Here is a 23933-nt window from a genome sequence, read left to right as displayed (position 1 = left end):
TAGGTGGGCATGGCGACGACTGACTTGCGCCACGCTCACATCGGGCGGTTGGCTTCACCTGCGGTTGCAACCAGGCGGCTGCGCGCGCCGATGGCATCGGCGTGCACATCAATGGCGGTATGGCAATGCCGGCCGCCCGCCTACAATGGGGGATGAGTCACGAGCCCGCAGGCAATCTGCCGCTGAAGTCCGATACGTTCGGGCGCATTTTGTTGATCCGCGACGCCGGCCGGGTGTTCGTGCGGCGCGACCTGAGCGTGGCGCCCTGGGGCCTGCGGGGTGTGGCCTGGTGGCTGGCGCGGCGCGAAGCGCTGGCGCTGCGCCAGCTGGATGGCCTGCCGCACACGCCACGTTTGCTGCATTGGGATGGGCGCCATCTGGACCGCAGCTATCTGGCCGGCGATGCGATGTACCAGCGCCCGCCGCGCGGCGACCTGGCGTATTTCAGGCAGGCGCGCCGGCTGTTGCAGCAGCTGCATCGGTGCGGCGTGGCGCACAACGATCTGGCCAAGGAAGCCAACTGGCTGGTGCAGGACGATGGCAGCCCGGCAGTGATCGATTTCCAGCTGGCGGTGCGCGGCCACCCACGCGCGCGCTGGATGCGTCTGCTTGCACGCGAGGACCTGCGTCACCTGCTCAAGCACAAGCGCATGTATTGCCCGGCCGCGATCACCCCGGTGGAACGCCGCGTGCTCAAGCGCAGGTCATGGGTGCGCGAGCTGTGGTTCGCCACCGGCAAACCGGTCTACCGCTTCGTGACCCGCCGCGTGCTGCACTGGGAAGACAACGAAGGGCAGGGGCCGAAGCCCTGAGTGGCAGGGATTGGGGATTCGGGATTGGGGATTCGCAAGAGCGTATGGCTTGAGCGGTGGGTTGGTCGGTAGGAGCAATGAAAGAATAAGCTCTTACGAATCTCCAATCCCGACTCCCTAATCCCATGACGTTATCAGGCAAGACCCTCTTCATCACCGGTGCCTCGCGCGGGATCGGTCTTGCGATCGCGCTGCGGGCTGCACGCGACGGAGCCAATGTGGTCATTGCCGCGAAATCGGCGGTGGCCAATCCCAAGCTACCAGGCACCATCCACAGCGCGGCCGAGGCGGTGACGGCGGCAGGCGGTCAGGCGCTGGCGCTCAAGTGCGACATCCGCGACGAGGAGCAGGTGCGTGCGGCCGTGGCCGCCACGGTCGAGACCTTCGGCGGTGTCGATATCCTGGTCAACAACGCCAGCGCGATCTGGTTGCGTGGCACGCTGGACACGCCGATGAAGCGCTTCGACCTGATGCAGCAAGTCAATGCGCGCGGCAGTTTCCTGTGCGCGCAGGCTTGCCTGCCGCATCTGTTGAAGGCGCCCAATCCGCACATTCTCACCCTGGCGCCGCCGCCGTCCTTGAACCCGGCATGGTGGGGCGCGCATACCGGCTACACGCTGGCCAAGATGGGGATGAGCCTGGTGACACTGGGGCTGGCCGCCGAATTCGGCCCGCAGGGCGTGGCGATCAATGCGTTGTGGCCGCGCACGGTGATTGCCACCGATGCGATCAACATGCTGCCGGGCGTGGACGCCGCTGCCTGTCGTCGCCCGGAAATCGTGGCCGACGCCGCGCATGCGGTGCTGACGCGCACCGCGGCCGACTTCCACGGGCAATTCCTGATCGATGATGAGGTGTTGACGCAGGCCGGCGTCACCGAGTTCAGCGGCTATGCGGTCGATCCGTCGCGGAGCCTGTTGCCGGATCTGTTTCTCGACTGAGCGGCCCACACAACGCCTGTGCCCACCGATAGGCGGGCACGGCCGGTGCTCGGTGCAGCCTGTGCCGCTTCTACGGTGCGGTGCTGCGGTGCGCCGTCCGTACCCGTCTGGCGATTGCGCGCTGTGGTCTTTGTCGCTCCGAGCGCGATGCAGGCGTCGTGCGCAGATGCATCGATGCACACACGTAAGCCACTCTTCAACACAAAACCGATTTCCCCTGCGCGCATCGCCGCATGCAGTGCAGACGAGTGCCGGCGTCCACCACGATCCCGGGCACGCTGATTTCACACCACAGTTTGCTATCGTGCGCGGCTGAAACCGTTTCCAACAAGGACGTTTGCCTGTGTTCCCGATGCCGCGTGCGTTTGCGCCCGCCCTGTTCGTGCTTGCGCTTGGCGCCGGCTGCAGCAAACAGACCACGCCAACCGGCAACGCGGCGGCCAGCAAGGGCGCCGATGTGCCGCACGATGCGCAGCACGCACTCAACGCCAAACTCGGTGCGTATATCGATTGCTTCAACCTTGTCGATCTGCCGGTGCATGCCGGCGCCAAGCATTACATCGGTTCGATCGACGATGAGGACGCCGGCCCGAGCGGGCGCGAAACGCGCGTTGCCGGCCCGTACGACATCAGCGACTTCGACATGAAGCAGTGCGATGCGCCGGTCAGTGCGGCCGCCGCCGCGCAACCGTCGCTACCGGCACTGGACACGGCGGCCCGGCAATATCACACGGCCCTGCAGGCGCTGCGGCCGATCAGCCACCAGGTGGCCGATTACTACGCGCGCCAGGATTACGAAGACGACCAGTTCGCCAAGGGCAAGCAACTGCACGCGCCGTTGATGGCGGCGCTGGAGCGTTATGCGCAGGCCAGCAGCGCATTCGGCGCCGAGCTGGAAGCGCAGAACGATGCAGCGCATCGCGAAATGCTCAAGATACTGGAGCGCGAGCAGGGACGCACGCGCGAGTATTACCGGCTGTCGATGATGCTCGATGCCAAACAACTGACCGACGTGCTGCAGGAAGATCGGTTCGACATCGCGCGTGCAAACACGCTGCTGGAGGGCTTCAACCGGCTCTCGGACGAGGCGCATGCCAAGGTGGCCGACCAGGAGCCGGACAAACTCAAGTGGAACAGCTTCGAAACCGCTGCGGAAGACTTCCGCAGGCAGGCCAAGTCGCGCGTGAAGCGCGTGGTCGACAAGACCCCCTACAGCCGCATCGAAGAGGGATGGCTCGATAGTCCCTCGCTGGCCCCGGAAGGATCGCCGCGCAAGTTGCTCAATACCTACAACGCGCTGGTGTCCGAGAGCAATCGCCAGTAACTGCCAGCGTCATTGCACGATACAGCGCGTGCGGCCATCCGCACCGCGCTGACGGCGACGCGCGCGATCGGCCATCGCTCGGGTCAGCTCACTTCTTCACCACTGCACAGGAAACATCGCATGCCTCATCCACGTCGTTACGCACCGCTCAGCGCAGCTGTCGCACTTGCCGTGCTGCTTGCCGGCTGCCAGAAAGAGGCGCCGGTCGCCGCTGCGCCCGATGCCGACAAGGTCAATGCCTACATCGCCTGCTTCAACGGTGTCGAGCAGCCGCTGCACGAGAGTTACCAGACCTACACCGGCTGGATGAAGGATCCGCAGGCCGGGCCCACCGGCAAGGAAGACACGATCCGTGGGCCGGGCACGGTGCTGTCGCATCGGGTCGAGGCCTGCGGCGCACCGATGACGGCCGCATTGGCACAGCAACCGGCCAACGCCGAACTCGACCCGGTGGCCAAGACGTATCAGCAACGGTTTGCCACGCTCAACGAGCGCATCGAAGAAACGGCGCGGTACTACGAGCGCGAGGATTATCTGCGCGACGAAGGCAAGGGCATGCGTGCATTGCATGCGCCGTTGATGCAGGCTTATGCAGCGTTCTTCGAGGCGGGCGAAGCGATGAATGCGGCGCTGGATCGCAACGAAGACATGCGTCGCCAGGCGCAGATCGATGCGATCGAAAAGGAAGAGGGTCGCAGTGCCTCCTGGTATCACCTGAAGATCATCGGCGAAGGCAAGCAGCTGGTGCAGGTGCTCGACAGCGACGCGCCGGATCTTGCCGCAGCGCAATCCCAGCTCGCACGCTACCAGGGCATTCTGGAAGAGGCGCAGAAGGCCAAGGTCGGCCAGGGCGATGCCATGTGGGGCCACATGGAACGTTCTGCCGACAAGCTGGCGCGCGAGTCGGGACGACTGGTCGAGCGTATCCGCACCAAGACACCATTGAACAAGAGCGAGCAGATGCTGCTGGAAAGTGGCTCGCTTCCACCGGGCGGCACGCGCCAGGCCGTGCTGGCCAGCTACAACGATCTGATCGACATGAGTAATCGCATGTCGCATTGATGCTGTGCATGCATTCCTGTCGCGTTGTGTCAGCGCATCGCGCGGGTGATTGCGCAGGCTTCAACGACGCTACGATCTGGAACTTCAGCGCCGTTGTATGTTTCCAGGCAGGGTTGGTCGAGGGCGCGGTGCCCTCGCCGCTCGCGGGACACGCCGCAAGTACGCCCCTGCAGGCTCGGTGGCGGCATCCATGCCGCCACACGGTCCCGCAACCGGCGAGGACACCACACCTGGAAGTTTCAAGGTTGCTTCATTGAAAGCCTGCTCATTGCTCGGCTTGTCTTGGATGACTAATGAGGCGTGCTCTTATAGAAACGCGCACGTCATGCTCTGCTTGCACCCGAACACCGATCGTCTCGACTGGTCCTTGTCCGCTCACCGTCGCGGGACCTTGAGCGGCATGGATGCCGCGCCAGAGCCTACATTGACGTACTTGCGGTGTGTCCCGCGATGGTGGGCGGGCAAGGGCCCCGCAGCCAAGCGACAGATCATCCGCTCTGCGACTGGTCTATCCGCATGATCCGACCACTCCTAAACAAGACACCGGGTTTTCTGATCGCTGCGGTCTTTGGAGTCAGGCGGAAGCTCAGATCGTCGGAGGTGCGATGCCCTCACCACTTGCGAGACATGCCGTGAATCCGTGCACGGAGGCTCCACGGCGGCATCCATGCTGCCAAGGGTCCGGCAATCGGTAACGACACCGCACCTGCCAGCTTGGTGGTGTGCCGATGGGAATCGCAACGTCGACTGCGGCCATCGATCGGTGGCCGCAGTCGTCGCATTAAGTCCGCAGTACCGCGTCAGCCGTTGGCGATCTCCGGCAGCGGCTCGGCACATTGCCGGCAATAGCGCGCGTCGGTGGCGTGGCCTTCCAGCCCGCAGCGCGCGCAGTTGCGAACGTCGCGCCGGCCGGCGTGGCCGCCTTCGCGCAGCGTGGTGGCCAGTTCGGCGGTGTAGATGCCGGTGGGTACGGCGATGATGCTGTAGCCGATCAGGATCAGTGCCGAGGTGACGAAGCGGCCCAGCGTGGTCTGTGGCACCAGATCGCCGAAGCCCACCGTGGCCATGGTGACGATGGCCCAGTACATGCTGGTCGGGATGCTGGTGAAGCCGTGTTGCGGGCCTTCGATGATGTACATGGTGGCACCGGCGATCACGGTAATGGTGAGCACGGTGAACAGGAACACCAGCACCTTGCGGCGGCTGCGCCATAACGCGTCCACCAGTTGCCCGCTTTCCTGGATGTAGCGGGTGAGCTTGAGGATGCGGAACAGGCGCAGGATGCGCAGTACGCGCACCACCAGCAGGGTCTGCGCGCCGGGCACGAAAAACGATAGGTAACTGGGCAGGATCGACAGCAGATCGATCACGCCCCACACGCTGAGCGCGTAATGCAGCGGGCGCCGCACCACCGCCAGGCGCAACGCGTATTCGATGGTGAACAGCACCGTGAATGCCCATTCCAGCGGCACCAGCCAGTGCGCCGAATGCGAATGGATGCGCGGCACGCTGTCGATCATGATCACCACCACGCTGGTGAGGATCGCCACCACCAGCATCAGATCGAAATTGCGCGATGGACGGGTGTCGTGGCGGTAGATGATGTCGAACCATTGCCGGCGCCAGCCGTCGTCGGTGGCGGGAGTGAGCTGGGGATCGGAGAAAGGGCGCATGCGCGCATTGTGCCGCAGGCCGGCGAATGCGCGAGAATGCGGGTTCTCCCTCCGCTTCTGCGACCCACCATCATGAGCACCGCTGCCGATTCGCCCCTGTCCCTTGCGCACTACTACCTGCCGGTGTATCGCCCGCGCCAGGTGGTGCTGGAGCGCGGGCAGGGCAGTCGTGTATGGGACGATGCGGGGCGCGAGTATCTGGATCTGTCCTCCGGCATCGCGGTGAGCGGGCTGGGCCATAACGATGTGGATCTGGTCACCGCGCTCACCGAGCAGGCGGGCAAGCTGTGGCATACCAGCAACATCTTCTACAGCGAGCCGCCACTGCGGCTGGCCGAGGAGCTGGTCGGCGCGTCGCGGTTTGCCGAGAACGTCTTTTTGTGCAACTCCGGCACCGAGGCCAACGAGGCGGCCATCAAGCTGGTGCGCAAGTGGGCCAGCACTCAGGGTCGCCCGGCCGACAAGCGCGTCATCGTGACGTTCCGTGGCAGCTTCCACGGCCGCACGCTGGCTTCGGTCACCGCCACCGCGCAGCCGAAGTACCAGGAAGGCTATGAGCCGCTGCCAGGCGGATTCCGCTATGTGGATTTCAACGATGTGGCGGCGCTGGAAGCGGCGATGGCCAGCGGCGACGTGGCCGCGGTGATGGTGGAGCCGATCCAGGGCGAGGGTGGGGTGATGCCGGCTGCGCCGGGCTTCCTGGCGCAGGTGCGCGCGCTGTGCGATCGGCATGATGCCTTGCTGGTGCTGGACGAGATTCAATGCGGCATGGGGCGCACGGGTACCTTGTTCGCGCATTGGCAGGAGCAGGTGACGCCGGACATCGTGACGCTGGCCAAGGCGCTGGGCGGCGGTTTCCCGATCGGTGCAATGCTGGCCGGCCCCAAGGTGGCGCAGACCATGCAGTTCGGCGCGCACGGCACCACCTTCGGCGGCAATCCGCTGGCTGCCGCCGTGGCGCGCGTGGCGTTGCGCAAGCTGGCGTCGCCGCAGATTGCCGAGAACGTGGAGCGGCAGTCGGCGGCATTGCGTGCCGGCCTGGAGACGTTCAATGCCGAGTTCGGCCTGTTCGCACAGGTGCGCGGGCGCGGGTTGATGCTTGGTGCGGTGCTGGCACCGGCGCATGCCGGGCAGGCCGGTGCGCTGCTGGATCTGGCGGCCAAGCATGGGTTGCTTGTGCTGCAGGCCGGCCCGGATGTGCTGCGCTTCGTACCGGCACTCAATCTGACCGACGCCGAGCTGGCCGACGGCCTGGCCCGCCTGCGTCTGGCGATTGCCGAGTACGCCGCGCAGCGGTGAGTGGTTGCTGGGTCTGTTGCGTGGTGGTGGCTGGTAGGGCGCTGATTGGTGAGGGTAGGGAAGGCCTGTGTGCGCTTGTTGTTTGTGGAGCGCGTAAGGCAGTAGCAGGGGACGCGCCCTGCGTCGCAACCCTTTCCCTCACCCCAACCCCCGCTCCGCGCCCCAGCCCGCGTTTGCGACGCGGGCGCTCCAGGGCACGCGCGCCAGTGGCGCGCAAACCGCGCCTTCTCGCCCCCAGCGAAGGGGCCTGAGCGGCAGCTCGACTGCCTGTCCTTCTCCCGCACGGCGGGAGAAGGTGGCGCGCAGCGCCGGATGAGGGGGCGCACGAAGCCGCCCCCCAATCCCCAATCTCACCCCAACCCATACCGCTTCAACACCCGCCGCAAGGCGCGCGCATCGCGCACGGTATCGGCATGCAATCCGGCGGCACGGGCGCCGCGGACGTTGACGAACAGGTCATCGACGAACAAGGTACGTACCGGGTCCGCATCCAGCTGCGCCAGCGCGCGTTGATAGACCTCCTGCTGCGGTTTTCTGCCGCCCAGCGCACCGCTGCACAACACGCGGCCCTGCAACAGCGGAAACAGCGCTGGCACGATCCGCGCGATCGCCTCCGTCATCAGCGGGCCGTTGTTGGTAAGTACCGCCACCGCGGCGGTCGTCGACACCGCCAGCACCTGCGCCACCACTGCGGGGTCGGCTCGGCAGGCTGCCACGCGCGCCGCAATCCAGGTGGCGCAGTCGATCGGATGTCCCAGCTCCTCGCTCAACTGGGTCAGGTAGGCCTGCGTGTCGAGGGCGCCGGCATCGTAGGCGCGCTCCAGTCCCTGCTCGAACAGCACCTGCTGCACCCGCTGCGGCGGGCATGCCGCAGCACTCGCCAATGCGGCCAGCCGGCGTGGGCGCGAATAGCTGGCCAAGACGCCGTCGAAATCCAGCAGCAGCAAGGACGGAGGGGCAGACGGCATGGGCATGCTCGCGAGGTGGGCATCGCAGCGTTGTCGATCTGCCGCTGCATCGCAAGCGTACGGGATCTGCTATGCCCGCAAAGGCGCAAACGGGTAGGCGCGTGATGCGCGAGCTCATACGCCCGCGCACGGCACGTGCGAACGCCCGATCGCCAACGCCCGGCGCCTGCACGAGCACGCCACACGGGCAGTTGCGCTGCGTATTCAAACTTTCCAGTACGGAAACAACCTACCCGCACGCGCAGACCCTACCCTCCGCACCGCATCTGCGGCGCAACCGCGCTGGGTATGGTCGATCCATGCCGCAGTCGCGGTGTCAGCCGGTCTTGGGGAGCGGGTCCGGTCACTCAGCACGCACCATCTTCCAGGGGTCGATTGCATGCCTAAGCGCTTGAACACCGATCAATTGGCGGCCGCGATGGCCGCCATTCTCACCGCCGCCACGCGTCGCCACACGCTCGCTTCGATGACCTTGCTGATGTCTGGCGCATACAGCCTGCCGGTCCTGGCGCAGGAGGCGCGCACCCTGGACGCGGTCAGCGTGGTCGGCACCGGCTCCACGCGCACCACCGCCTCCATTTCGATGGACGAGATCCAGGCCCAGGTGCCGGGCGTGGCACCGCAGCAGCTACTGGCCAGCCTGCCCGGCGTCAATGTGCAGACCACCGACCCGTTCGGGTTGTACGAGTTCGGCGACTCGATGACCATCCGCGGCTTTTCCGCCAACCAGATCGGCGTGACCCTGGACGGCATCCCGATCGAAACCTTCGACACCCGCGAAGGCGGCCCGATCACCCGCTACGTGTCCAGCGAGAATCTGCTCGACGTCACCGTGTCGGCCGGCTCCGGCGATGTCACCCAGCCGTCGTACCACGCACTCGGCGGTGCGATCCGCTACACCAGTCTTCCGCCCAAGGGCGGCGATACCTGGAGCGGCAATCTCACCCAGACCATCGGCTCGGACGATCTGGTACGCAGCTTTGTCCGCCTGGATACGCCGAATTGGTGGGACGGCGGGCCGAGTGCATACATCTCCGCATCGCGCACGCAGGGCGGCGTGTGGGACATGGAGCCGGCCACGCAGAAGAGCGATCACTTCGAAGCCAAGATCCGCCAGGCCTGGGACGTGGGCAGCCTGACCCTGGGCTGGATCTACAACAACCGCAAGGACTACGACGTGCAGTCGTACAACTCCGACGGTTCGGTGGCGTGGGATCTGCACGAACGTATCACCGGCAATCCGGAAGTGGATGCCGAGCATTACAGCGAATGGCAGAACGGCCGCCGCGACTCGTTGCTGAGCCTGCATGGCGATTTCCTGTTCAACGATGCGATCGGTGTCACCTTCACCGGCTACTACGAGAACAAGCATGGTTATGGCGTCGGAGGCACGCCGCCGAGCACGGCCACCGGCCTGTACAACGACGCCATCGCCGGCACGCCCGGGCGCACCGATATCGCCATCAACGACCCGCAGATCGTCGATGCCGATGGCAATGTCACCCGCGTCGGTGCGATGACGCGGCGCGAGGAAATCATGGGCGGCGATCGCTACGGCATGACCACTGCAGTGTCGTGGGAGACCGAGCACAACAAGCTCGAAGTCGGTGCGTGGTACGAGAATTACGACTTCGACCAGGTGCGGCCGCTGTACAACCTGGACCCAGCCACTGGCGCACTGCTAAAGGGCTCGCTGCCGATCGTTATCTACTACGACAATCACTTCTCCACCGAGGTGAAGCAGCTCTACATCAAGGACACGCTGCGCCTGCTCGATGACCGGCTCACCATGGAGTTCGGCGCCAAGGGGCTGGATGTCAAACGCGATTACAACGGCATCGCCAATCTCGATGATTTCAACGTCGGCGTGCGCCGCGATGTCACCATCAAGAATAGCGACTGGTTCCAGCCGCAGGTCGGCGCCAGCTTCCAGCTTGCCGAGGGCGTGCAGGTGTTCGCCAACTACGCGGAAAACTTCAGCTCGGCACCGCGGCTGGCGCTGACCTCCGGTGCCTTCAATCCGGATATCGCGCCGGAGGAATCCACCAACATCGATATCGGCATCCGCGCCGAATCCAGCCAGTGGAGCGGCTATATCGCCGCCTACAAGATCGATTACGAGAACCGCATCATCGCACTGACCGATCCGGACCCGCTGGTGGTTGCGCCCACTGTCTACGCCAATGTCGGCGATGTGCAGACCTATGGCGCGGAAGTGTCCGGCATGTGGAAACCGGCACCGGGCTGGCGGCTGGGGGCGTCGCTGACCTGGAACAAGTCCGAATTCCAGGACAACTATTTCGGCCCGGTCAGCGGCAACCTGGTGCGGGTGGAGGGCAACGAGGTGCCGGACTCGCCCAAGGTGATGTTCAGCGTCAACGGCGGTTGGGAAGGCGAACATTTCTTCGCCAATCTCGACACCAAGTACACCGGCAAGCGCTACGGCGACACGCTCAATACCGACCAGGTGGATGCCACCTTCATCGTCAACGGCAGCGTCGGCTATCAAGGCGGCGATGCCGGCTTTCTTGCCGGTGGCCGGTTGCAATTGTCGGTCTACAACCTGTTCGACAAGGACGATGCGATCGGTGCGGTGTTCCCGAACGAAAGCTCCGGCTCGTACCAGTTGATCGCACCGCGCCAGCTGTTCGCCAGTCTGTCCTACAAGTTCTGAGGTGGTGATGCGGCCGGCGTCATTGCCGGCCGCGTCATGTGTTTTCGTCGGTCGCACTTGATCCATGACATGCAAGGACTACGCGTTGATGCAAGGCAATCACACTGGGGCGATGACGCGGCGGCAATTGCTGGCGCGCATCGGCATGACCGCTGGCGGCGCGATGATGTATCAGGCGATGAGCAGCCTGGGCATGGCGGCCGAATCGCGCTTCACCGGGCCACTGCAGCTGGATGGCGACCCGAAGGGCGCGTCCGTGCTGATTCTGGGCGCGGGGCTGGCCGGGATGACCGCTGCCTTCGAATTACGCAAGGCTGGATATCGCGTGCAGGTGCTGGAATACAACGGCCGCCCCGGCGGCCGTAACTGGACGCTGCGCGGCGGCGATCGCTATACGGAACTGGGCGGCGCCACGCAGCACTGCCAGTTCGACGATGGGCTGTATCTCAACCCCGGGCCGTGGCGTATTCCGCACCATCACAAGGCGGTGTTGAGTTACTGCAAGCAGTTCGGCGTGGCGTTGGAAGCCTTCAACCAGGTCAACTACAACGCGTTGCTGCATAGCCAGAACGGCTTCGATGGCAAGCCGCAGCGATTCCGCGCGATCGATGCCGATTACAAGGGCCATGTCTCCGAGCTGCTGGCCAAGTGCACGCAGCAGCACGCACTGGATACGGCTGTGAGCCGCGAAGACCAGGAGTTGCTGCTCGAATCGCTGCGCACCTGGGGCGCGCTGGATCAAAAGTTCGGCTACGTCAAAGGCAAGGACAGCAGCGAGCGGCGCGGCTTTGCGCGCTACCCCGGTGGCGGCTTGTCGGGCAAGCCGGAATTCTCCGAACCCTTCAGCGTGCAGGATGTATTGCGCTCGCGCCTGTGGACCACGCTGGCGGCCGGCAATAACTACGAAATGCAGACCACCATGTTTCAGCCGGTGGGTGGCATGGACCAGATCGGCAAGGCGTTCGCGCGCCAGCTCGGCGATGCCATCACCTACAACGCCAAGGTCACCAAGATCGATCAGGACGGCAGCGGCGTGCGTGTGTCCTGGCAGGATGCCACGCGCGGCGGCGAGGAACGCGTGGCCAGTGCCGATTGGTGCATCTGCACGATTCCGTTGTCAGTGCTCAGCCGGATTCCCACCACCGCCAGCGACGCGATGACCACCGCGATCGGCAGCGTGCCGTATGCCGCATCGGTCAAGGTGGGCCTGCAATTCAAACGGCGCTTCTGGGAAGAGGACGAGGCCATCTACGGCGGCATCAGCTACACCGATCTGCCGATTACCCTGATCAGCTATCCCAGCACCGGTTACCACAGCTCCGGCAAGGGCGTGCTGCTGGGGGCGTATGTGTGGGGGCTGGATGCCTACCAATTCACCTCCATGTCTCCGGAGCAGCGGGTGCGCAAGGCGGTCGAATACGGAACGCAACTGCACCCGCAATATCCGCGCGAATTCGACAACGGTATTGCGGTGGGTTGGCATCGCGTGCCGTTTACGCATGGCTGCTTCGGCATGTGGAGCGAACAGGCGCGTGCCGAGCACTACGAGCCGCTCTGCCAGATCGATGGCCGCCTGGCGCTGGCGGGCGAGCATGTGTCCTATATCCCGGCCTGGCAGGAGGGCGCGATCCTGTCGGCGCACGATGTCGTCGGCCGCCTGCATCGCAAGGTCATTGCCGGGGGAGGTCGCGCATGAATCTGTTGCCACGCGTGTTTGCTGCGGCCGTTGCGCTGGTCATCGGCGCGGCGCTGCTCCCTCCCGGCCTGCGCGATGCGCAGGCGCAAAGTTCCGACGCCACGGCGCTGTATCCGCAAAAGGGGTTCGCCACCGCATCCGGCGAGCATGTCTATCGTGCGGTCTGTCAGGGCTGCCACATGCCCGCCGGCAGCGGTGCGCAGGGCGCCGGCGAATACCCGGCGCTTGCGGGCAATCCCAAGCTGGCGGCTGCGCCCTACGTCACCATGATGGTGCTCGACGGTCACGCCGGCATGCCGGGATTTGGCGACATGCTCACAGATCGCCAGGTGGCCGAGGTGGTGAGCTATGTACGCACCCATTTCGGCAACGACCATGCCGAGCGCGTCACCGCCGACGACGTCAAGCTGCTGCGCCATTGAATTCTTTCTTCCAAGGAGTTGCCATGTTCCGTCCCATCGCCACCGCCCTCGTTGCCACCGTCGTGTTGTCTGCAGGCCTGAGCGCCGCAACTGCTGCCGAGGTAATTCGCCACAAGATTCCCAACAGCGATTTTCCCATTGCCGCGGCGGTCGAAATCCCTGCCGGCAAGGCCACCGTGTATGTCAGCGGCAAAGTGCCTGCGGTGGTGGACACCAGCGCGCCGAAGGACTCTGCAGTCGCGTACGGCGACACCAAGGCGCAGACGGTGAGCGTGCTGAAACAGATCCAGGACCAACTGAAATCGCTGGGCCTGGGCATGGGCGATGTGGTGAAGATGCAGGTGTTTCTGGTCGGCGACCCGGCGATGGGCGGCAAGATGGATTTCAACGGGTTCATGGAAGGCTACCGCCAGTTCTTCGGCACCAAGGAACAGCCCAATCTGCCGGCGCGCTCGGCCTTCCAGATCGCTGCGCTGGGCAATCCGCTGTATCGCGTCGAGATCGAAGTGGTTGCCGTGCGTCCCTGAAGTCGCGTCTTTGCCTTGCTGGAGAGTGCCATGAACACTGCCGTATCGCGTCGCAGATTCCTGCGTGATTCCGCCCTGTTTGCCGGTGCCGCCGGGACCGGTGCATTGCCGCTGCTTGCCAGCGCCGCCGAACGCACTGCGGCCATTGAACCAACAACCGCAGGCGCGCTGGCGCCGGTGATGATCGGCTCCAACGAGTTCCCGGATGGCCCGTCTGCGGCCGCAGTCAGGGCCATTGCGCAGATCGCACCGCAAGGCGGGCGCTATCTGCGGCAGGTCCAGATGGAATTGATGACCACGCTGGCGGCCGAGCTCAAGCTGCCGGTCGATCACCTGATGGCCTATGCCGGCTCCACCGAGCCGCTGGACTACACGATGCTGGCCTTCACCTCGCCAGGCGCCGCGCTGGTGACGGCCGACCCGACCTACGAATCGGGGTGGCGCGCTGCCGCGCGCAATGGCGCCGAGGTGATCAAGGTGCCGTTGCGCAAGGATTTTTCGCACGACGTGCAGGCGATGTGCGCAGCCGACGCCAATGCCGGCGTGATCTACATCTGCAACCCCAACAATCCCACCGGCTCGGTCACCGCCCGCAAGGATCTGGACTACGCACTGGCGCACAAGCCCAAGGGCAGCGTGCTGGTGGTGGACGAGGCCTATATCCACTTCGCGCGCAGCACCAGCAGCGTGGTGGACATGGTTGCTGCCGGCGAGGACGTGGTGGTGCTGCGCACCTTCTCCAAGCTCTACGGCATGGCCGGGATCCGGCTTGGCTACGCGGCCGCGCGCCCGGAGTTGCTTGCCAAGCTGATGTTCTACAGCGTCAACAGCCTGCCGGTGACGGCGGCCGCTGCGGGTCTTGCCAGCTTGCGCGACCCGGATCTGGTGCCGCAGCGCCGTGCACGCACCGCAGCCACGCGCCAGGACGTCATCGATTTCCTCATCAAGCAGGGTTACGCGTGTACCGCATCGGAGAGCAACTGCTTCATGGTCGACGTGAAGCGACCTGCTGCCGGCTTCAAGGACGACATGGCCACCTTTGGCGTGTTCATCGGGCGCAGTTGGCCGGTGTGGCCAACCTGGTCGCGGATCACGGTAGGGACCGAGGCGGAGATGGCACGCTTCAAGCAGGCATTCGTGCTGGTGATGGCCGGCAAGCGTGGCCCGTTGCCTGTGCCGCAGGCCACGGCCGATGTGCACGATCCAATGCGGGACTTCTTCCGCTATGCGTAGCGTCGTGGGTGCCACTGCCGCGCGGTGATCGTGCCGGCGTGGCTATCGCCTGATGCGCTGGCGGTCAGTCGTCGGCGCATCTGAATCGCCGCGTGCGGTTGATCGTGCGGCGGCGCAGCACTGCATTGGCGATGGCAAGGGGTACTCTGACGGCACCGACGCAGGCGCGAGCGTCGGCAGCTTGCACGCACCGCGCTTTACTTATTGCAGGAGGACTGCCTTGAAGCTGTTTTCGACGATTGCCGTGCTTGGCGTGATGGCGATGGCGCCCTCGGCCTGGGCGCGGACCTGCGCGGTGACCATCACCGGCAACGACCAGATGAAGTTCGACCAGAGCGCCATCACCATTGCGCCCGACTGCACCCAGGTGGATGTGACGCTCAAGCATGCGGGCAAGATGGCGGCCACGGTGATGGGACATAACTGGGTGTTGACTAAATCCGCCGATTTCCAGGCGGTGGCCAACGCCGGTATGCGCTCGACCATTGCCGACAGCTATCTGCCCAAGGCCGATGCGCGGGTGATCGCGCATACCAAGGTGGTCGGTGGCGGGGAGAGCACCACGGTCAGCTTCGTAACCAGCAAGCTCACCAAGGGCGGCGCCTACACGTTCTTCTGCTCGTTCCCCGGGCACTGGGCGATGATGAAGGGCACGCTGAGTTTTGGCTGATGGTGGCGCACTGGGAGCCTGTCTCTAGCGCCCTCTGCGGCGCTGACGCATCTGCATCGATCCGACGATAGCCAGCGCATCGCCACGCACCAGCGTGTTGTTCTTCGCATTGAGCGGCGTGCGCATCGGCCGCGCATGATGCGCACGCCGCTCAATGCGGCGGCACATCCGCGGCGTGTTGCATGTCCTCGCCGCGCAAGACCCCGCGCTGCAGCGCCTGCGCCAGGGCACTTTCGCGGCTGCGCGCGTCGAGCTTGCGATACAGATTCTTGAGATGGAATTTGACCGTGTTTTCCGACAGGTGCAGGTGGCGGGCGATCTGTTTGTTGGAGTAACCGCGCGCCAGTTGCGCCAGCACCTCCAGTTCGCGCTCGCTGAACACATCGCTGGCGGGATCCTCATCGCCACTGAGGCGTTCAAGCAGCGCCTGGATGGTCAATGCGCGCGTGGTGCCGCCGACGGTATGCGGGTCGTGCTGACGCAGCGAACGCAGCATCGCCTTGGCGGGCAAACCGAGTTCGACGATCGCCTGCCAGCTCTGCGTCAGCGCCACATGGTCCAGCGCGCTGTACAAATGCGGCAGGGCGGCGAGCAGCTCGCCGCGTTGCTGCAGGACCAGCGCGATGCGCGCGCGGGTGCGCGCGAGATGGCAGGCATTGTCGTTGCTCAGACAGGCCTGCTCGATCTGGCCGAGAATGGTCAGCGCCGCATTGCTGCGCCCGGCCAGGCGATGCCACCGCGCCAACGCAAAGCCCATCGCCGCGCGATCGCGCCAGCGATGCGCCGAGCGCAGGGTATGCGCCAGCCCGGATTCCCCGCCGGTGCGCGCGATCACCACGTCGATGGCGGCGTTGCCGGGATGCTCCAGCAGCAACATCAGTCGCCAGGCCGACGCCAGCTCCGACAGCCGCGTCAGCTTGCGCCCATGCGCGATCTGCTCGACATGCTCGAGCAACACCAGCGCGCTGCGGCCGCTGTGATCACGCACGCGTTCCAGGCCCAGCGCGGTGTCGTACGCGGCCGCCAGCACGTCCGCGCTGCCATCGTGTTGCTCGAGCAGTTCCAGCGCCGGATGCAGCAGGTCGGCGGCATCGTCGTGGCGACCGCGCTCGTAGTGCACCTGCGCGAGCAGGCAGCTGCCGGCAGCTTCCAGCACGCGGTCCAGTTGCGGCGTGCGTGTGCACCAGTGCAGCGCTTGCCGGTAACAGGCTTCGGCGTCGCCGAGCCGCCCGCGGTAGAAAAAGCTCTGGCCAAGCCAGAGCAACGCCTGGCTGGCGCCCAGATCGCTGCCGCCGCGGTGCATCGCATCGCGCGCAGCCAACGCATAGCGCTCGGCCACCGCAAACCCGCCCTGCGCCTGCGCGGTCGTTGCACAAATGCACAGCAAGGTGCCGCGGCCCAGATGATCGTCTTCGTCCAATGCGTTCGCCTGCGCGGCAATCTGGGTCAGGCCGTGCGGATTGCCGCAGATTTCGTCCAGGCGGTCGCGCAACAACGCCACCACCACGGTGTAGTCGCGCTGCAGCGGCTCGCGCACGGCGGCGGGGAAATCGCGAAAGCGTTCCAGCAACAGGCGTGCATGACTGAACTCACCCAGTTTCAGGTGCAGGTACGCCTGGGTGAGATTCAGTGCCGGCGTGTCGCGGATGCTGCGATGATCGAAATGGCGCAGCAACGCGCGTACCGCATGCATGCCGTGGGTCAGCAGTAACTGCCAGGTGCCGGCGCGCGCGATGTAGCTGGCGGCCAGGTCGCCGCAGTCGCCACGCGCGGCGTGGCGCACCGCGTCGGCCAGATGCTGGTGCTCGCCGAACCAGCGCGCTGCGCGCTGATGCAGGTGCACGGCCTGGCCCGGGTGGTCGCGATCGAGCAATTGCTGCAGGAAGTCGGCAAACAACGGGTGATAGCGGAACCATTCGCGCTCGCCATCCAGCGGTACCAGCAGGCCGTGGAAGTGTTCCAGCCGCGCCAGCAGCCGGCCGCTGTCGTCGCGTTGGCGCACGGCGTCGGCCAGCGCGGCGTTGACGCGCTCGAGCAGGCTGGTGCGCAACAACAGATCGCGCGTGTCGGCATCCAGGTCGTTGACCACCTGTTCGGCCAGGTATGCGGCAATCTGCGCACTGCGCCCGGAAAAACGTGCGGTCACTTCCTGCTGACGTTGTGCATCGCCTTCCAGCCACAGTCGCGCCAGATACAGCGCGACCGGCCAGCCTTCGGTGTAGCGCAGCAGTTCGTCCGCCACCGGTGCGGGGATGTGCGGCCCCAGCAGCGCGCGCGCCTCGTCGTTGTCCAGCGCCAGTTGCGCGCTGCCAAGGCGGCCGAGTTGCGCCTGTAGATCCAGCCGCGCCAGCGGCAATGCCGGCACGCGGCGCGTGGCCAGCAACAGATGCAGGCGCCCGCCGCTGTGTTCGACCAGGCGCAATACCAGCTCATCGACCGGGCCATTGCCGGGCCGGTCGTAGTCGTCGAGGATCACGCTGATACGACGCGGTGCGCTGCGCAAGGCGCGGATCAACACGGTGGCCGCATCGCGTGGGTCCTGGTCGCGGTTGTGCATCACCCCGGCGCACAGCGCCGGATCGGCGCCGGCACCCTGCAGCGCCAATGCGAGATGGCCGAGAAAACGCGCCGGATCGGCGTCTTCTTCGTCCAGCGACATCCACGCCACCGCATCGTCGTGCGCGCGTCGACGCGCATGCCATTGCGCAAGCAGGGTGGTCTTGCCAAACCCCGGCGGGGCCAGCAGCAGCGTGAGCGGGCGCAACTGCGCCTGATCCAGCGCGGTGAGTAATCCCTCGCGCACTACCGCACCCGGGCGCGGCAGTGGCGGCTCCAGCTTGCTGGCAAGCAGCCAATCGGGAAGAGCATGGTCGCGCGACGGTGACGGGCGCGGGGTGAGCAACGCAACAGGCTTGAGCATGAGGCGAGGGCGGCCGTGGCAGGCGTCAGCGGCGCGTCGGCTCGACACGCTGCACAACGGAAGTGAAACAGCGGCGACGGCCGGCATGTCACCGCGATGGCGACAACGACGGATCGGCTGCTTCGAGGGTCCCCACCCATGCCCATCCGTGAGCACCTTTCAGAAAGGTATGACAGCCGCAAGACAAAAGCAAAGCGCGTGGCCCTCAGTGAGCGCCATCGCAGCGAGAAATGCTGCGCGTTGTGCGCGGGGTCAAGGAACGCGCGGGCCCGCCTGCGTATTCACCCAATGCAGGATGCACGTCCCGCAAGCGGGAATTCCCGCTGCCAGGCAACCTCGCTGATGTTCTGCCCTGCAACCACGCGCCGTCGGCAACGGCGGCGCGCCGGCAGATACCCGCTCGCCCAGGCACTGTCGCCTCGCCGGTGGATGCAAACCCACGCCAGGCAGCAAGCGCGCCAGGCGCGCGACCGCGCGCTGCCAATGCGTGCGAGACGCTCTGCATTGCTGCAGGTTTCGACCCAAACCTCAGCGTGCCACGTCCGCAAACGCCTCGCGTGCGGCCGCGAGCGTGGCGTCGATCACCGCAGCGTCGTGCGCGCTGGACATGAAGCCGGCTTCGTACGCCGACGGTGCCAGGTACACGCCCCGCTGCAGCATCGCGTGGAAGAAGCGATTGAAACTGGTGGTGTCGCAGGCGGTGGCCTGCGCGTAGCTGTCCACGATTTCGTCGGTGAAGAACAGCCCGAACATGCCGCCGACCCGATTGGTGGTGACGGCGATGCCGGCGGCGCGCGCGGCATCTTCCAGTCCCTGGCACAACACGCCTGTGGCCTCGCTGAGGCGGGCGTGGAAGCCTGGTTCCTGCACCAGCTCCAGCATCGCCAGGCCGGCCGCCATCGCCACCGGATTGCCCGACAAGGTACCGGCCTGGTAGATCGGCCCGGAGGGCGCGATCTGCTCCATCAGCTCGCGCCGCCCGCCATACGCGCCCACCGGCATGCCGCCGCCGATGATCTTGCCGAAGGTGGTCAGGTCCGGCGTCACCCCGTACAGCGCCTGCGCGCCACCCAGCGCGACGCGGAACCCGGTCATCACCTCGTCGAAGATCAGCAGCGCGCCATGCCGCGTGCACAGCGTGCGCAGATGCTGCAGGTAGCCGGCCAGCGGCGGTATGCAGTTGGCGTTGCCCACCACCGGCTCGATGATCACCGCCGCCACGTCGGCGCCGATCTCGTCGAACAGCGCGGTGGCGCCTTCGAAGTCGTTGAAGCTGAGCGTGGCGGTCAGCTCGCTCAGGCCCGCCGGCACACCCGGCGACGTAGGCACGCCCAGCGTCAGCATGCCGCTGCCGGCCTTGACCAGGAACGAGTCGCCGTGGCCGTGATAGCAGCCTTCGAACTTGACGATGCGATTGCGCCCGGTGGCGCCGCGCGCCAGGCGCACTGCCGACAGCGTGGCCTCGGTGCCGGAGTTGACCATGCGCACCATCTCGCACGAGGGCACCAGCCGGGTGATGGTGTCGGCCATGGTGACCTCGGCGGCGCATGGCGCGCCGAACGACAGTCCATCGCGGATGGCGCGTTCCACCGCCTCGCGCACGGCGGGGTGGTTGTGGCCGGCGATCATCGGGCCCCACGAGCCCACGTAGTCGATGTAGCGGTTGTCGTCGACGTCGTACAGATACGGGCCGTCGGCGCGCGCCACGAAGAACGGCTCGCCGCCGACCGACTTGAACGCCCGCACGGGGGAATTGACGCCCCCGGGCAACAGGGTCTGCGCCTGGGCGAACAGGGCGTGGGAGCGGGTGTGATTCATGCGCGCAGATCCTTGAGGAATATCGATGGGGGCAGCGATGCCCGGTAGCGGGCATCGCGTCCGCCATTGTCAGGCCTGCGGGCTCGCGCGCCTACCCGACAGTGGCCCGCCTACCCGTCGGAGCCGCCGGGTAGGGGAACTTGGCTGCCTATGATCGAACGCGACGGTATCGACATTTTGGGTATGAGCTGATGGCGTGCGGTCATTGGCGCCCGGCTGCCGATGTTCAGAAAGTGTGATTCCGGTGGCCGTTGGCCCCGTTCAGTTAGCCGCGTTGCCGGCAGTGTCCATCTTGGGGAGAAAGCATGAACCGTAGTATCCAGAAGCGTGCCTTGGCGTTGGCGCTGGTCGTGGCCATGGGGAGCGTCCACGCGCAGTCCACCAGCGGCAGCATCGTCGGCAGCGTGGGACAGAGCAGCGGCACCAGCGTGCTGGTGGAGAACAACAGCGGTTTCAGTCGCGAAGTGCCGGTGGATGCGCGCGGCCGTTACACCGCCGGCAATCTGCCGCTGGGCACCTACAAGGTGACGGTCAAACGCGACGGCGCGGTGGTGGAAACCCGCGAAAACGTCAGCATCACCGTCGGCGCCAACACCGATGTGTCGTTTGCTGCCGCCAGCGCCGCGGGGAGCGGCCTGCAGACCCTGGACAGCGTCACCGTCAGTGCCGCCAGCCTCGCCACCATCGACGTCAGCAGCGTGGACACCCGCACCGTGGTCACCTCCGAACAGCTGGCGCAGCTGCCGCTGGGGCGTACCGCCGAGGCGATCGCGTTGCTGGCGCCGGGCGTGGTGGTCAACAGCGGCGGCTTCGACAACGGACCGCTCGGCGGCTCGCTGCCCAGCTTCGGTGGCTCGGCCGCCAGCGAAAACGCTTACTACCTCAACGGCTTCAACACCACCACCATCAGCAACAACCTGGGCGGCCTGACCCTGCCGTACGGCGCCATCGACCAGCAGGAAATCTTTACCGGCGGCTACGGCGCGCAGTTCGGCCGCTCCAATGGCGGTGTGATCAACCAGATCGGCAAGCGCGGCACCAACGAGTGGAAGTTCGGCGCCGCCGTCATCTGGGAGCCCAACGGTCTGCGCGCCAACCAGCGCGATATCTACTGGCGCCCGGACAGCCAGGGCAGCACCGTCAACAACGCCGCCTACCGTTATGCGCGCGCGGCCAACGGTCTGTACCAGCCGGCCAGCGAGGCCGAAGCCAACCAGACCACCTACAGCGCCTATGTCGGCGGGCCGATCATCCAGGACAAGCTGTTCTTCTTCCTGGCCGCCGAGCAGGTCGATTCGGACGGCGTACGCGTGGGCACCAATCGCGACACCGACAACGGCCGCACCGGCGGCCTCACCGATTACGACTACAAGCAGAAGCGCTGGTACGCCAAGGTGGACTGGAACATCACCGACAACCACCTGATCGAGGTGACTGGTGCCAGCGACGAGGCCGAGACCAACGGGTCGATCTACCGCTACGACTATGTCAATCGCCAGCGCGGCAGTTATTTCACCGATGAATCCACCTGGAAAACCGGTCCGACCCTGTTCACCGGCAAGTACACCGGCTACCTCGGCGACAACCTCACCGTGACTGCGCTGTACGGCAAGATGACCACGCCCGACGAGCTGACCCCGTTCAACTACAACGCGGCTGGCGGGCCCGTCATCAATAGCGCCGCGCTGCAGAATCCGGCGTACACCGGCGGTACGCCGCGTATCGGCAACCAGTTGGTAACGTCGGTCAGTTCGCCCGACCGCGAGTACAAGAAGGACAATCAGCGCCTCAATCTGGAATGGCGCATCGGCCATCACACGCTCAACTTCGGTATCGACAACCAGAAGTCCGAAGGCATCGATGTCGGCTCGGTGCTGTCAGGTCCGGGCTTTGCGTGGACCTACGGCCAGACCAACGATCCCAACGGGCTGGCGACCGGCGGGTTGGTCAGCCAGTCCGCCAACGAAGCCGGCGGCATCGGTGCACCGAGCCCGGGCCTGGTCGATCCGGTCAACGGCTCCAGCGGCTACTACGTGGTACGCAACATCAACACCAGCCTGTATTCGTACGAGGCCAAACAGCGCGCTTATTACATCGAAGACAAGTGGCAGGTCACCGACAACCTGCTGCTCAGCCTGGGCCTGCGCAAGGACGAATTCACCAACTACACCCCGTTCGGCGACCCCTACATCGAAGTGGACAATGCCTGGGCGCCGCGCCTGGGCTTCAGCTGGGACGTCAACGGCGATTCCAGCCTGAAGGTGTTCGGCAACGTCGGCCGTTACTACCTCGGTCTGCCGTTGTCGGCAGTGAGCCTGTTCACCCCGGCCACCACCACCGATACCTACTTCACCTATAGCGGCATCAACGCCGACGGCACGCCGATCCTGGCGCAGCAGCTGGGGTCGGCGGTGTCGGCCAACTCGCGCTTCGGTCGCATCGCCGATGTGCGTACCGCGGTGGTCAAGGACATCGAGGGCGAGAACCAGGACGAAGTCATCCTCGGCTTCACCAAACAGCTGGACACCGGCTGGGTGCTGGGCGTACGCGGCACGCATCGTCGGCTCAATGCCGGCATCGACGATCAGAACTACGACGTCTCCAACACCGCGTTGATCAACGCCGCGGCCGCGCAGGGTGTCACCATCGACTTCTCGCAGGTGGCCGGCGCATCGCTGATCAATCCGGGCCAGACCAACACCTGGGGCGTGATCGGCACCGACGGTCAGTTCCACGAAGTGTCGGTGAGTCGCGAAGCGGCGGGTTTCCCGAAGTTCAAGCGCAACTACTCGGCGGTGGAATTCAATCTGGAGCGCCCGTTCGACGGCAAGTGGTACGCCAAGGTCAATTACGTCTGGTCGCATAGCTACGGCACCACCGAAGGCCAGGTGCGTTCGGACCTGTGGCGCACCGGCGGCGCGCTGGGCAGCTACCAGGGCCAGGCCTCGGTCTCGACCACGCAGAGCTGGGACCATGCAGCGTTGATGGAGCATTTCAACGGCGATCAATCCAACGACCACCGTCATCAGCTCAAGCTGTTCGGTTTCTATCAGTTCAACCCGCAATGGGGCGCTTCGGCCAACTTCAGCCTGATCTCCGGCGCACCGCATAACTGCCTGGGTAACTACTACGGCACCGAGTACAGCGGCCGCGATCCGGCCGGTTACGGCGGCAGTGCGATCACCGGCGGGCCGTACCACTACTGCTACAACCCGGAAACCGGCACCGGCAGTGCATCGCCTCCGGGCTCGCAGGGCCGCCTGGGCTGGATCGCCCAGCTCGACATGGGCGTGACCTACAAGCCGGCGTTCGCCGACGGCAAGCTGGCGCTGCGCCTGGATGTGTTCAACATCACCAACGAGCAGACCGCGACCAACATCTACCCGTTCTCGCAGTTGCCCGACAACACCACCAACCCGCTCTGGGATCAGGTCGTGGCCTACCAGGCGCCGCGCTCGGGCCGGGTGACGCTGAGCTACGACTTCTAATCGCGTCAGGCGACGGAGTCAAAACCAGCAGCGACGCGTGATGGCACGCGTCGCTGCTTTTTTTTGCGGTGATGGGACTTCAATCAGCTTCAATGGCCTTGATAAGACACGCGACCCGCGCGACCTTTTTACCGAGTCACGATCAACATTCTGGTGCGGCGAGGGCAGCGCGCCCTCGGTCCACTGAGCTTTGCCTGCATCTATCCGATGCGACGACTCGATCATTCGGTTGTCTTGAGTGGGGTGGATGATGCGGACAGATCACTTGCAGAGCGGTTGATCTGTGGTTTGGCTGCAGGGGCCTTGCCCGCCTGCCATCGCGGGACACGCCGCAAGTACGCCCCTGTAGGCTCTTACGCGGCATCCATGCCGCGTAAGATCCCGCGACGGTGGGCGGGCAAGGACT

General features: G+C 65.5%; 16 protein-coding genes. 12 read left to right on the top strand and 4 right to left on the bottom strand.

Annotation, left to right across the window (positions count from 1 at the left end):
- Nucleotides 1–152 precede the first annotated feature (152 nt).
- The 4 genes from FHY18_RS14460 (at nucleotide 153) to FHY18_RS14445 (ending at nucleotide 4139) form a co-directional block, all read left to right on the top strand.
- Nucleotides 153–812, top strand: coding sequence for a serine/threonine-protein kinase (locus tag FHY18_RS14460; RefSeq protein WP_259156330.1), 660 nt, complete (start codon nucleotides 153–155; stop codon nucleotides 810–812).
- A gap of 125 nt (nucleotides 813–937) precedes the next feature.
- A complete protein-coding gene (locus tag FHY18_RS14455; protein ID WP_259156328.1) occupies nucleotides 938–1753 on the top strand; it encodes an NAD(P)-dependent oxidoreductase in 816 nt (271 codons plus the stop codon).
- 352 nt (nucleotides 1754–2105) lie between these two features.
- Entirely contained in the window at nucleotides 2106–3077 is a 972-nt protein-coding gene (locus FHY18_RS14450) for a YiiG family protein (protein WP_259156963.1), read from the top strand.
- A gap of 120 nt (nucleotides 3078–3197) precedes the next feature.
- Nucleotides 3198–4139, top strand: a complete 942-nt coding sequence (locus tag FHY18_RS14445) for a YiiG family protein (RefSeq protein ID WP_259156326.1) — start codon at nucleotides 3198–3200, stop codon at nucleotides 4137–4139.
- Nucleotides 4140–4939: 800 nt separating this feature from the next.
- Here FHY18_RS14445 and FHY18_RS14440 read toward each other — a convergent pair.
- Nucleotides 4940–5812, bottom strand: a complete 873-nt coding sequence (locus FHY18_RS14440; RefSeq protein ID WP_259156324.1) for an ion transporter — start codon at nucleotides 5810–5812, stop codon at nucleotides 4940–4942.
- 72 nt (nucleotides 5813–5884) lie between these two features.
- Here FHY18_RS14440 and FHY18_RS14435 point away from each other — a divergent pair, with 72 nt between their 5' ends.
- Nucleotides 5885–7111 (top strand): acetylornithine transaminase, encoded by a 1227-nt coding sequence (locus FHY18_RS14435; RefSeq protein ID WP_259156322.1) that lies wholly within the window; start codon nucleotides 5885–5887, stop codon nucleotides 7109–7111.
- A 350-nt stretch (nucleotides 7112–7461) separates the two neighbouring features.
- On the opposite strand, the gene FHY18_RS14430 is transcribed toward FHY18_RS14435, so the two are convergent.
- A complete protein-coding gene (locus FHY18_RS14430) occupies nucleotides 7462–8079 on the bottom strand; it encodes an HAD-IA family hydrolase (protein ID WP_259156321.1) in 618 nt (205 codons plus the stop codon).
- 391 nt (nucleotides 8080–8470) lie between these two features.
- Between FHY18_RS14430 and FHY18_RS14425 the strand changes: the two genes are divergently transcribed.
- The 6 genes from FHY18_RS14425 (at nucleotide 8471) to azu (ending at nucleotide 15301) form a co-directional block, all read left to right on the top strand.
- The gene (locus FHY18_RS14425) at nucleotides 8471–10753 is read left to right on the top strand and encodes a TonB-dependent receptor (protein ID WP_259156961.1); all 2283 of its coding nucleotides are present in this window, start codon (nucleotides 8471–8473) and stop codon (nucleotides 10751–10753) included.
- A gap of 88 nt (nucleotides 10754–10841) precedes the next feature.
- The gene (locus tag FHY18_RS14420) at nucleotides 10842–12449 is read left to right on the top strand and encodes a flavin monoamine oxidase family protein (RefSeq protein ID WP_259156957.1); all 1608 of its coding nucleotides are present in this window, start codon (nucleotides 10842–10844) and stop codon (nucleotides 12447–12449) included.
- Nucleotides 12446–12871, top strand: coding sequence for a cytochrome c (locus FHY18_RS14415; protein ID WP_259156320.1), 426 nt, complete (start codon nucleotides 12446–12448; stop codon nucleotides 12869–12871). Before FHY18_RS14420 ends, FHY18_RS14415 begins: the two co-directional genes overlap by 4 nt.
- Before the next feature lie 23 nt (nucleotides 12872–12894).
- Nucleotides 12895–13398 carry a RidA family protein gene (locus FHY18_RS14410; RefSeq protein ID WP_259156319.1) on the top strand — a complete coding sequence of 168 codons (504 nt, stop codon included), beginning with the start codon at nucleotides 12895–12897 and terminating at the stop codon, nucleotides 13396–13398.
- A 30-nt stretch (nucleotides 13399–13428) separates the two neighbouring features.
- Complete coding sequence (locus FHY18_RS14405) at nucleotides 13429–14631, top strand: pyridoxal phosphate-dependent aminotransferase (protein ID WP_259156317.1); 1203 nt, start codon at nucleotides 13429–13431, stop codon at nucleotides 14629–14631.
- A gap of 220 nt (nucleotides 14632–14851) precedes the next feature.
- Complete coding sequence (azu, locus tag FHY18_RS14400; protein ID WP_259156315.1) at nucleotides 14852–15301, top strand: azurin; 450 nt, start codon at nucleotides 14852–14854, stop codon at nucleotides 15299–15301.
- A gap of 151 nt (nucleotides 15302–15452) precedes the next feature.
- Here the strand turns inward: azu and FHY18_RS14395 are convergent, their stop codons facing one another.
- The gene (locus tag FHY18_RS14395) at nucleotides 15453–18221 is read right to left on the bottom strand and encodes a LuxR C-terminal-related transcriptional regulator (protein WP_259156313.1); all 2769 of its coding nucleotides are present in this window, start codon (nucleotides 18219–18221) and stop codon (nucleotides 15453–15455) included.
- A gap of 528 nt (nucleotides 18222–18749) precedes the next feature.
- Complete coding sequence (gene hemL / locus FHY18_RS14390) at nucleotides 18750–20039, bottom strand: glutamate-1-semialdehyde 2,1-aminomutase (protein WP_259156311.1); 1290 nt, start codon at nucleotides 20037–20039, stop codon at nucleotides 18750–18752.
- Nucleotides 20040–20344: 305 nt separating this feature from the next.
- On the opposite strand from hemL, the gene FHY18_RS14385 reads away from it, so the two are divergent.
- Nucleotides 20345–23527, top strand: a complete 3183-nt coding sequence (locus FHY18_RS14385) for a TonB-dependent receptor plug domain-containing protein (protein WP_259156310.1) — start codon at nucleotides 20345–20347, stop codon at nucleotides 23525–23527.
- Nucleotides 23528–23933: the final 406 nt, after the last annotated feature.

Origin of the sequence: Xanthomonas sp. 3793, assembly GCF_024806835.1 — a bacterium.
Lineage (GTDB): Bacteria > Pseudomonadota > Gammaproteobacteria > Xanthomonadales > Xanthomonadaceae > Xanthomonas > Xanthomonas arboricola_F.
The sequence above is the reverse complement of the archived record's forward strand: the minus strand, read 5'-3'. Positions and strand labels throughout refer to the sequence as shown.

Coding starts and splice junctions, on each gene's coding strand:
- FHY18_RS14460 (WP_259156330.1), top strand. CDS start 153: ATGAGTCACGAGCCCGCAGGCAATCTGCCGCTGAAGTCCGATACGTTC.
- FHY18_RS14455 (WP_259156328.1), top strand. CDS start 938: ATGACGTTATCAGGCAAGACCCTCTTCATCACCGGTGCCTCGCGCGGG.
- FHY18_RS14450 (WP_259156963.1), top strand. CDS start 2,106: ATGCCGCGTGCGTTTGCGCCCGCCCTGTTCGTGCTTGCGCTTGGCGCC.
- FHY18_RS14445 (WP_259156326.1), top strand. CDS start 3,198: ATGCCTCATCCACGTCGTTACGCACCGCTCAGCGCAGCTGTCGCACTT.
- FHY18_RS14440 (WP_259156324.1), bottom strand. CDS start 5,812: ATGCGCCCTTTCTCCGATCCCCAGCTCACTCCCGCCACCGACGACGGC.
- FHY18_RS14435 (WP_259156322.1), top strand. CDS start 5,885: ATGAGCACCGCTGCCGATTCGCCCCTGTCCCTTGCGCACTACTACCTG.
- FHY18_RS14430 (WP_259156321.1), bottom strand. CDS start 8,079: ATGCCGTCTGCCCCTCCGTCCTTGCTGCTGCTGGATTTCGACGGCGTC.
- FHY18_RS14420 (WP_259156957.1), top strand. CDS start 10,842: ATGCAAGGCAATCACACTGGGGCGATGACGCGGCGGCAATTGCTGGCG.
- FHY18_RS14415 (WP_259156320.1), top strand. CDS start 12,446: ATGAATCTGTTGCCACGCGTGTTTGCTGCGGCCGTTGCGCTGGTCATC.
- FHY18_RS14410 (WP_259156319.1), top strand. CDS start 12,895: ATGTTCCGTCCCATCGCCACCGCCCTCGTTGCCACCGTCGTGTTGTCT.
- FHY18_RS14405 (WP_259156317.1), top strand. CDS start 13,429: ATGAACACTGCCGTATCGCGTCGCAGATTCCTGCGTGATTCCGCCCTG.
- FHY18_RS14395 (WP_259156313.1), bottom strand. CDS start 18,221: ATGCTCAAGCCTGTTGCGTTGCTCACCCCGCGCCCGTCACCGTCGCGC.
- hemL (WP_259156311.1), bottom strand. CDS start 20,039: ATGAATCACACCCGCTCCCACGCCCTGTTCGCCCAGGCGCAGACCCTG.
- FHY18_RS14385 (WP_259156310.1), top strand. CDS start 20,345: ATGAACCGTAGTATCCAGAAGCGTGCCTTGGCGTTGGCGCTGGTCGTG.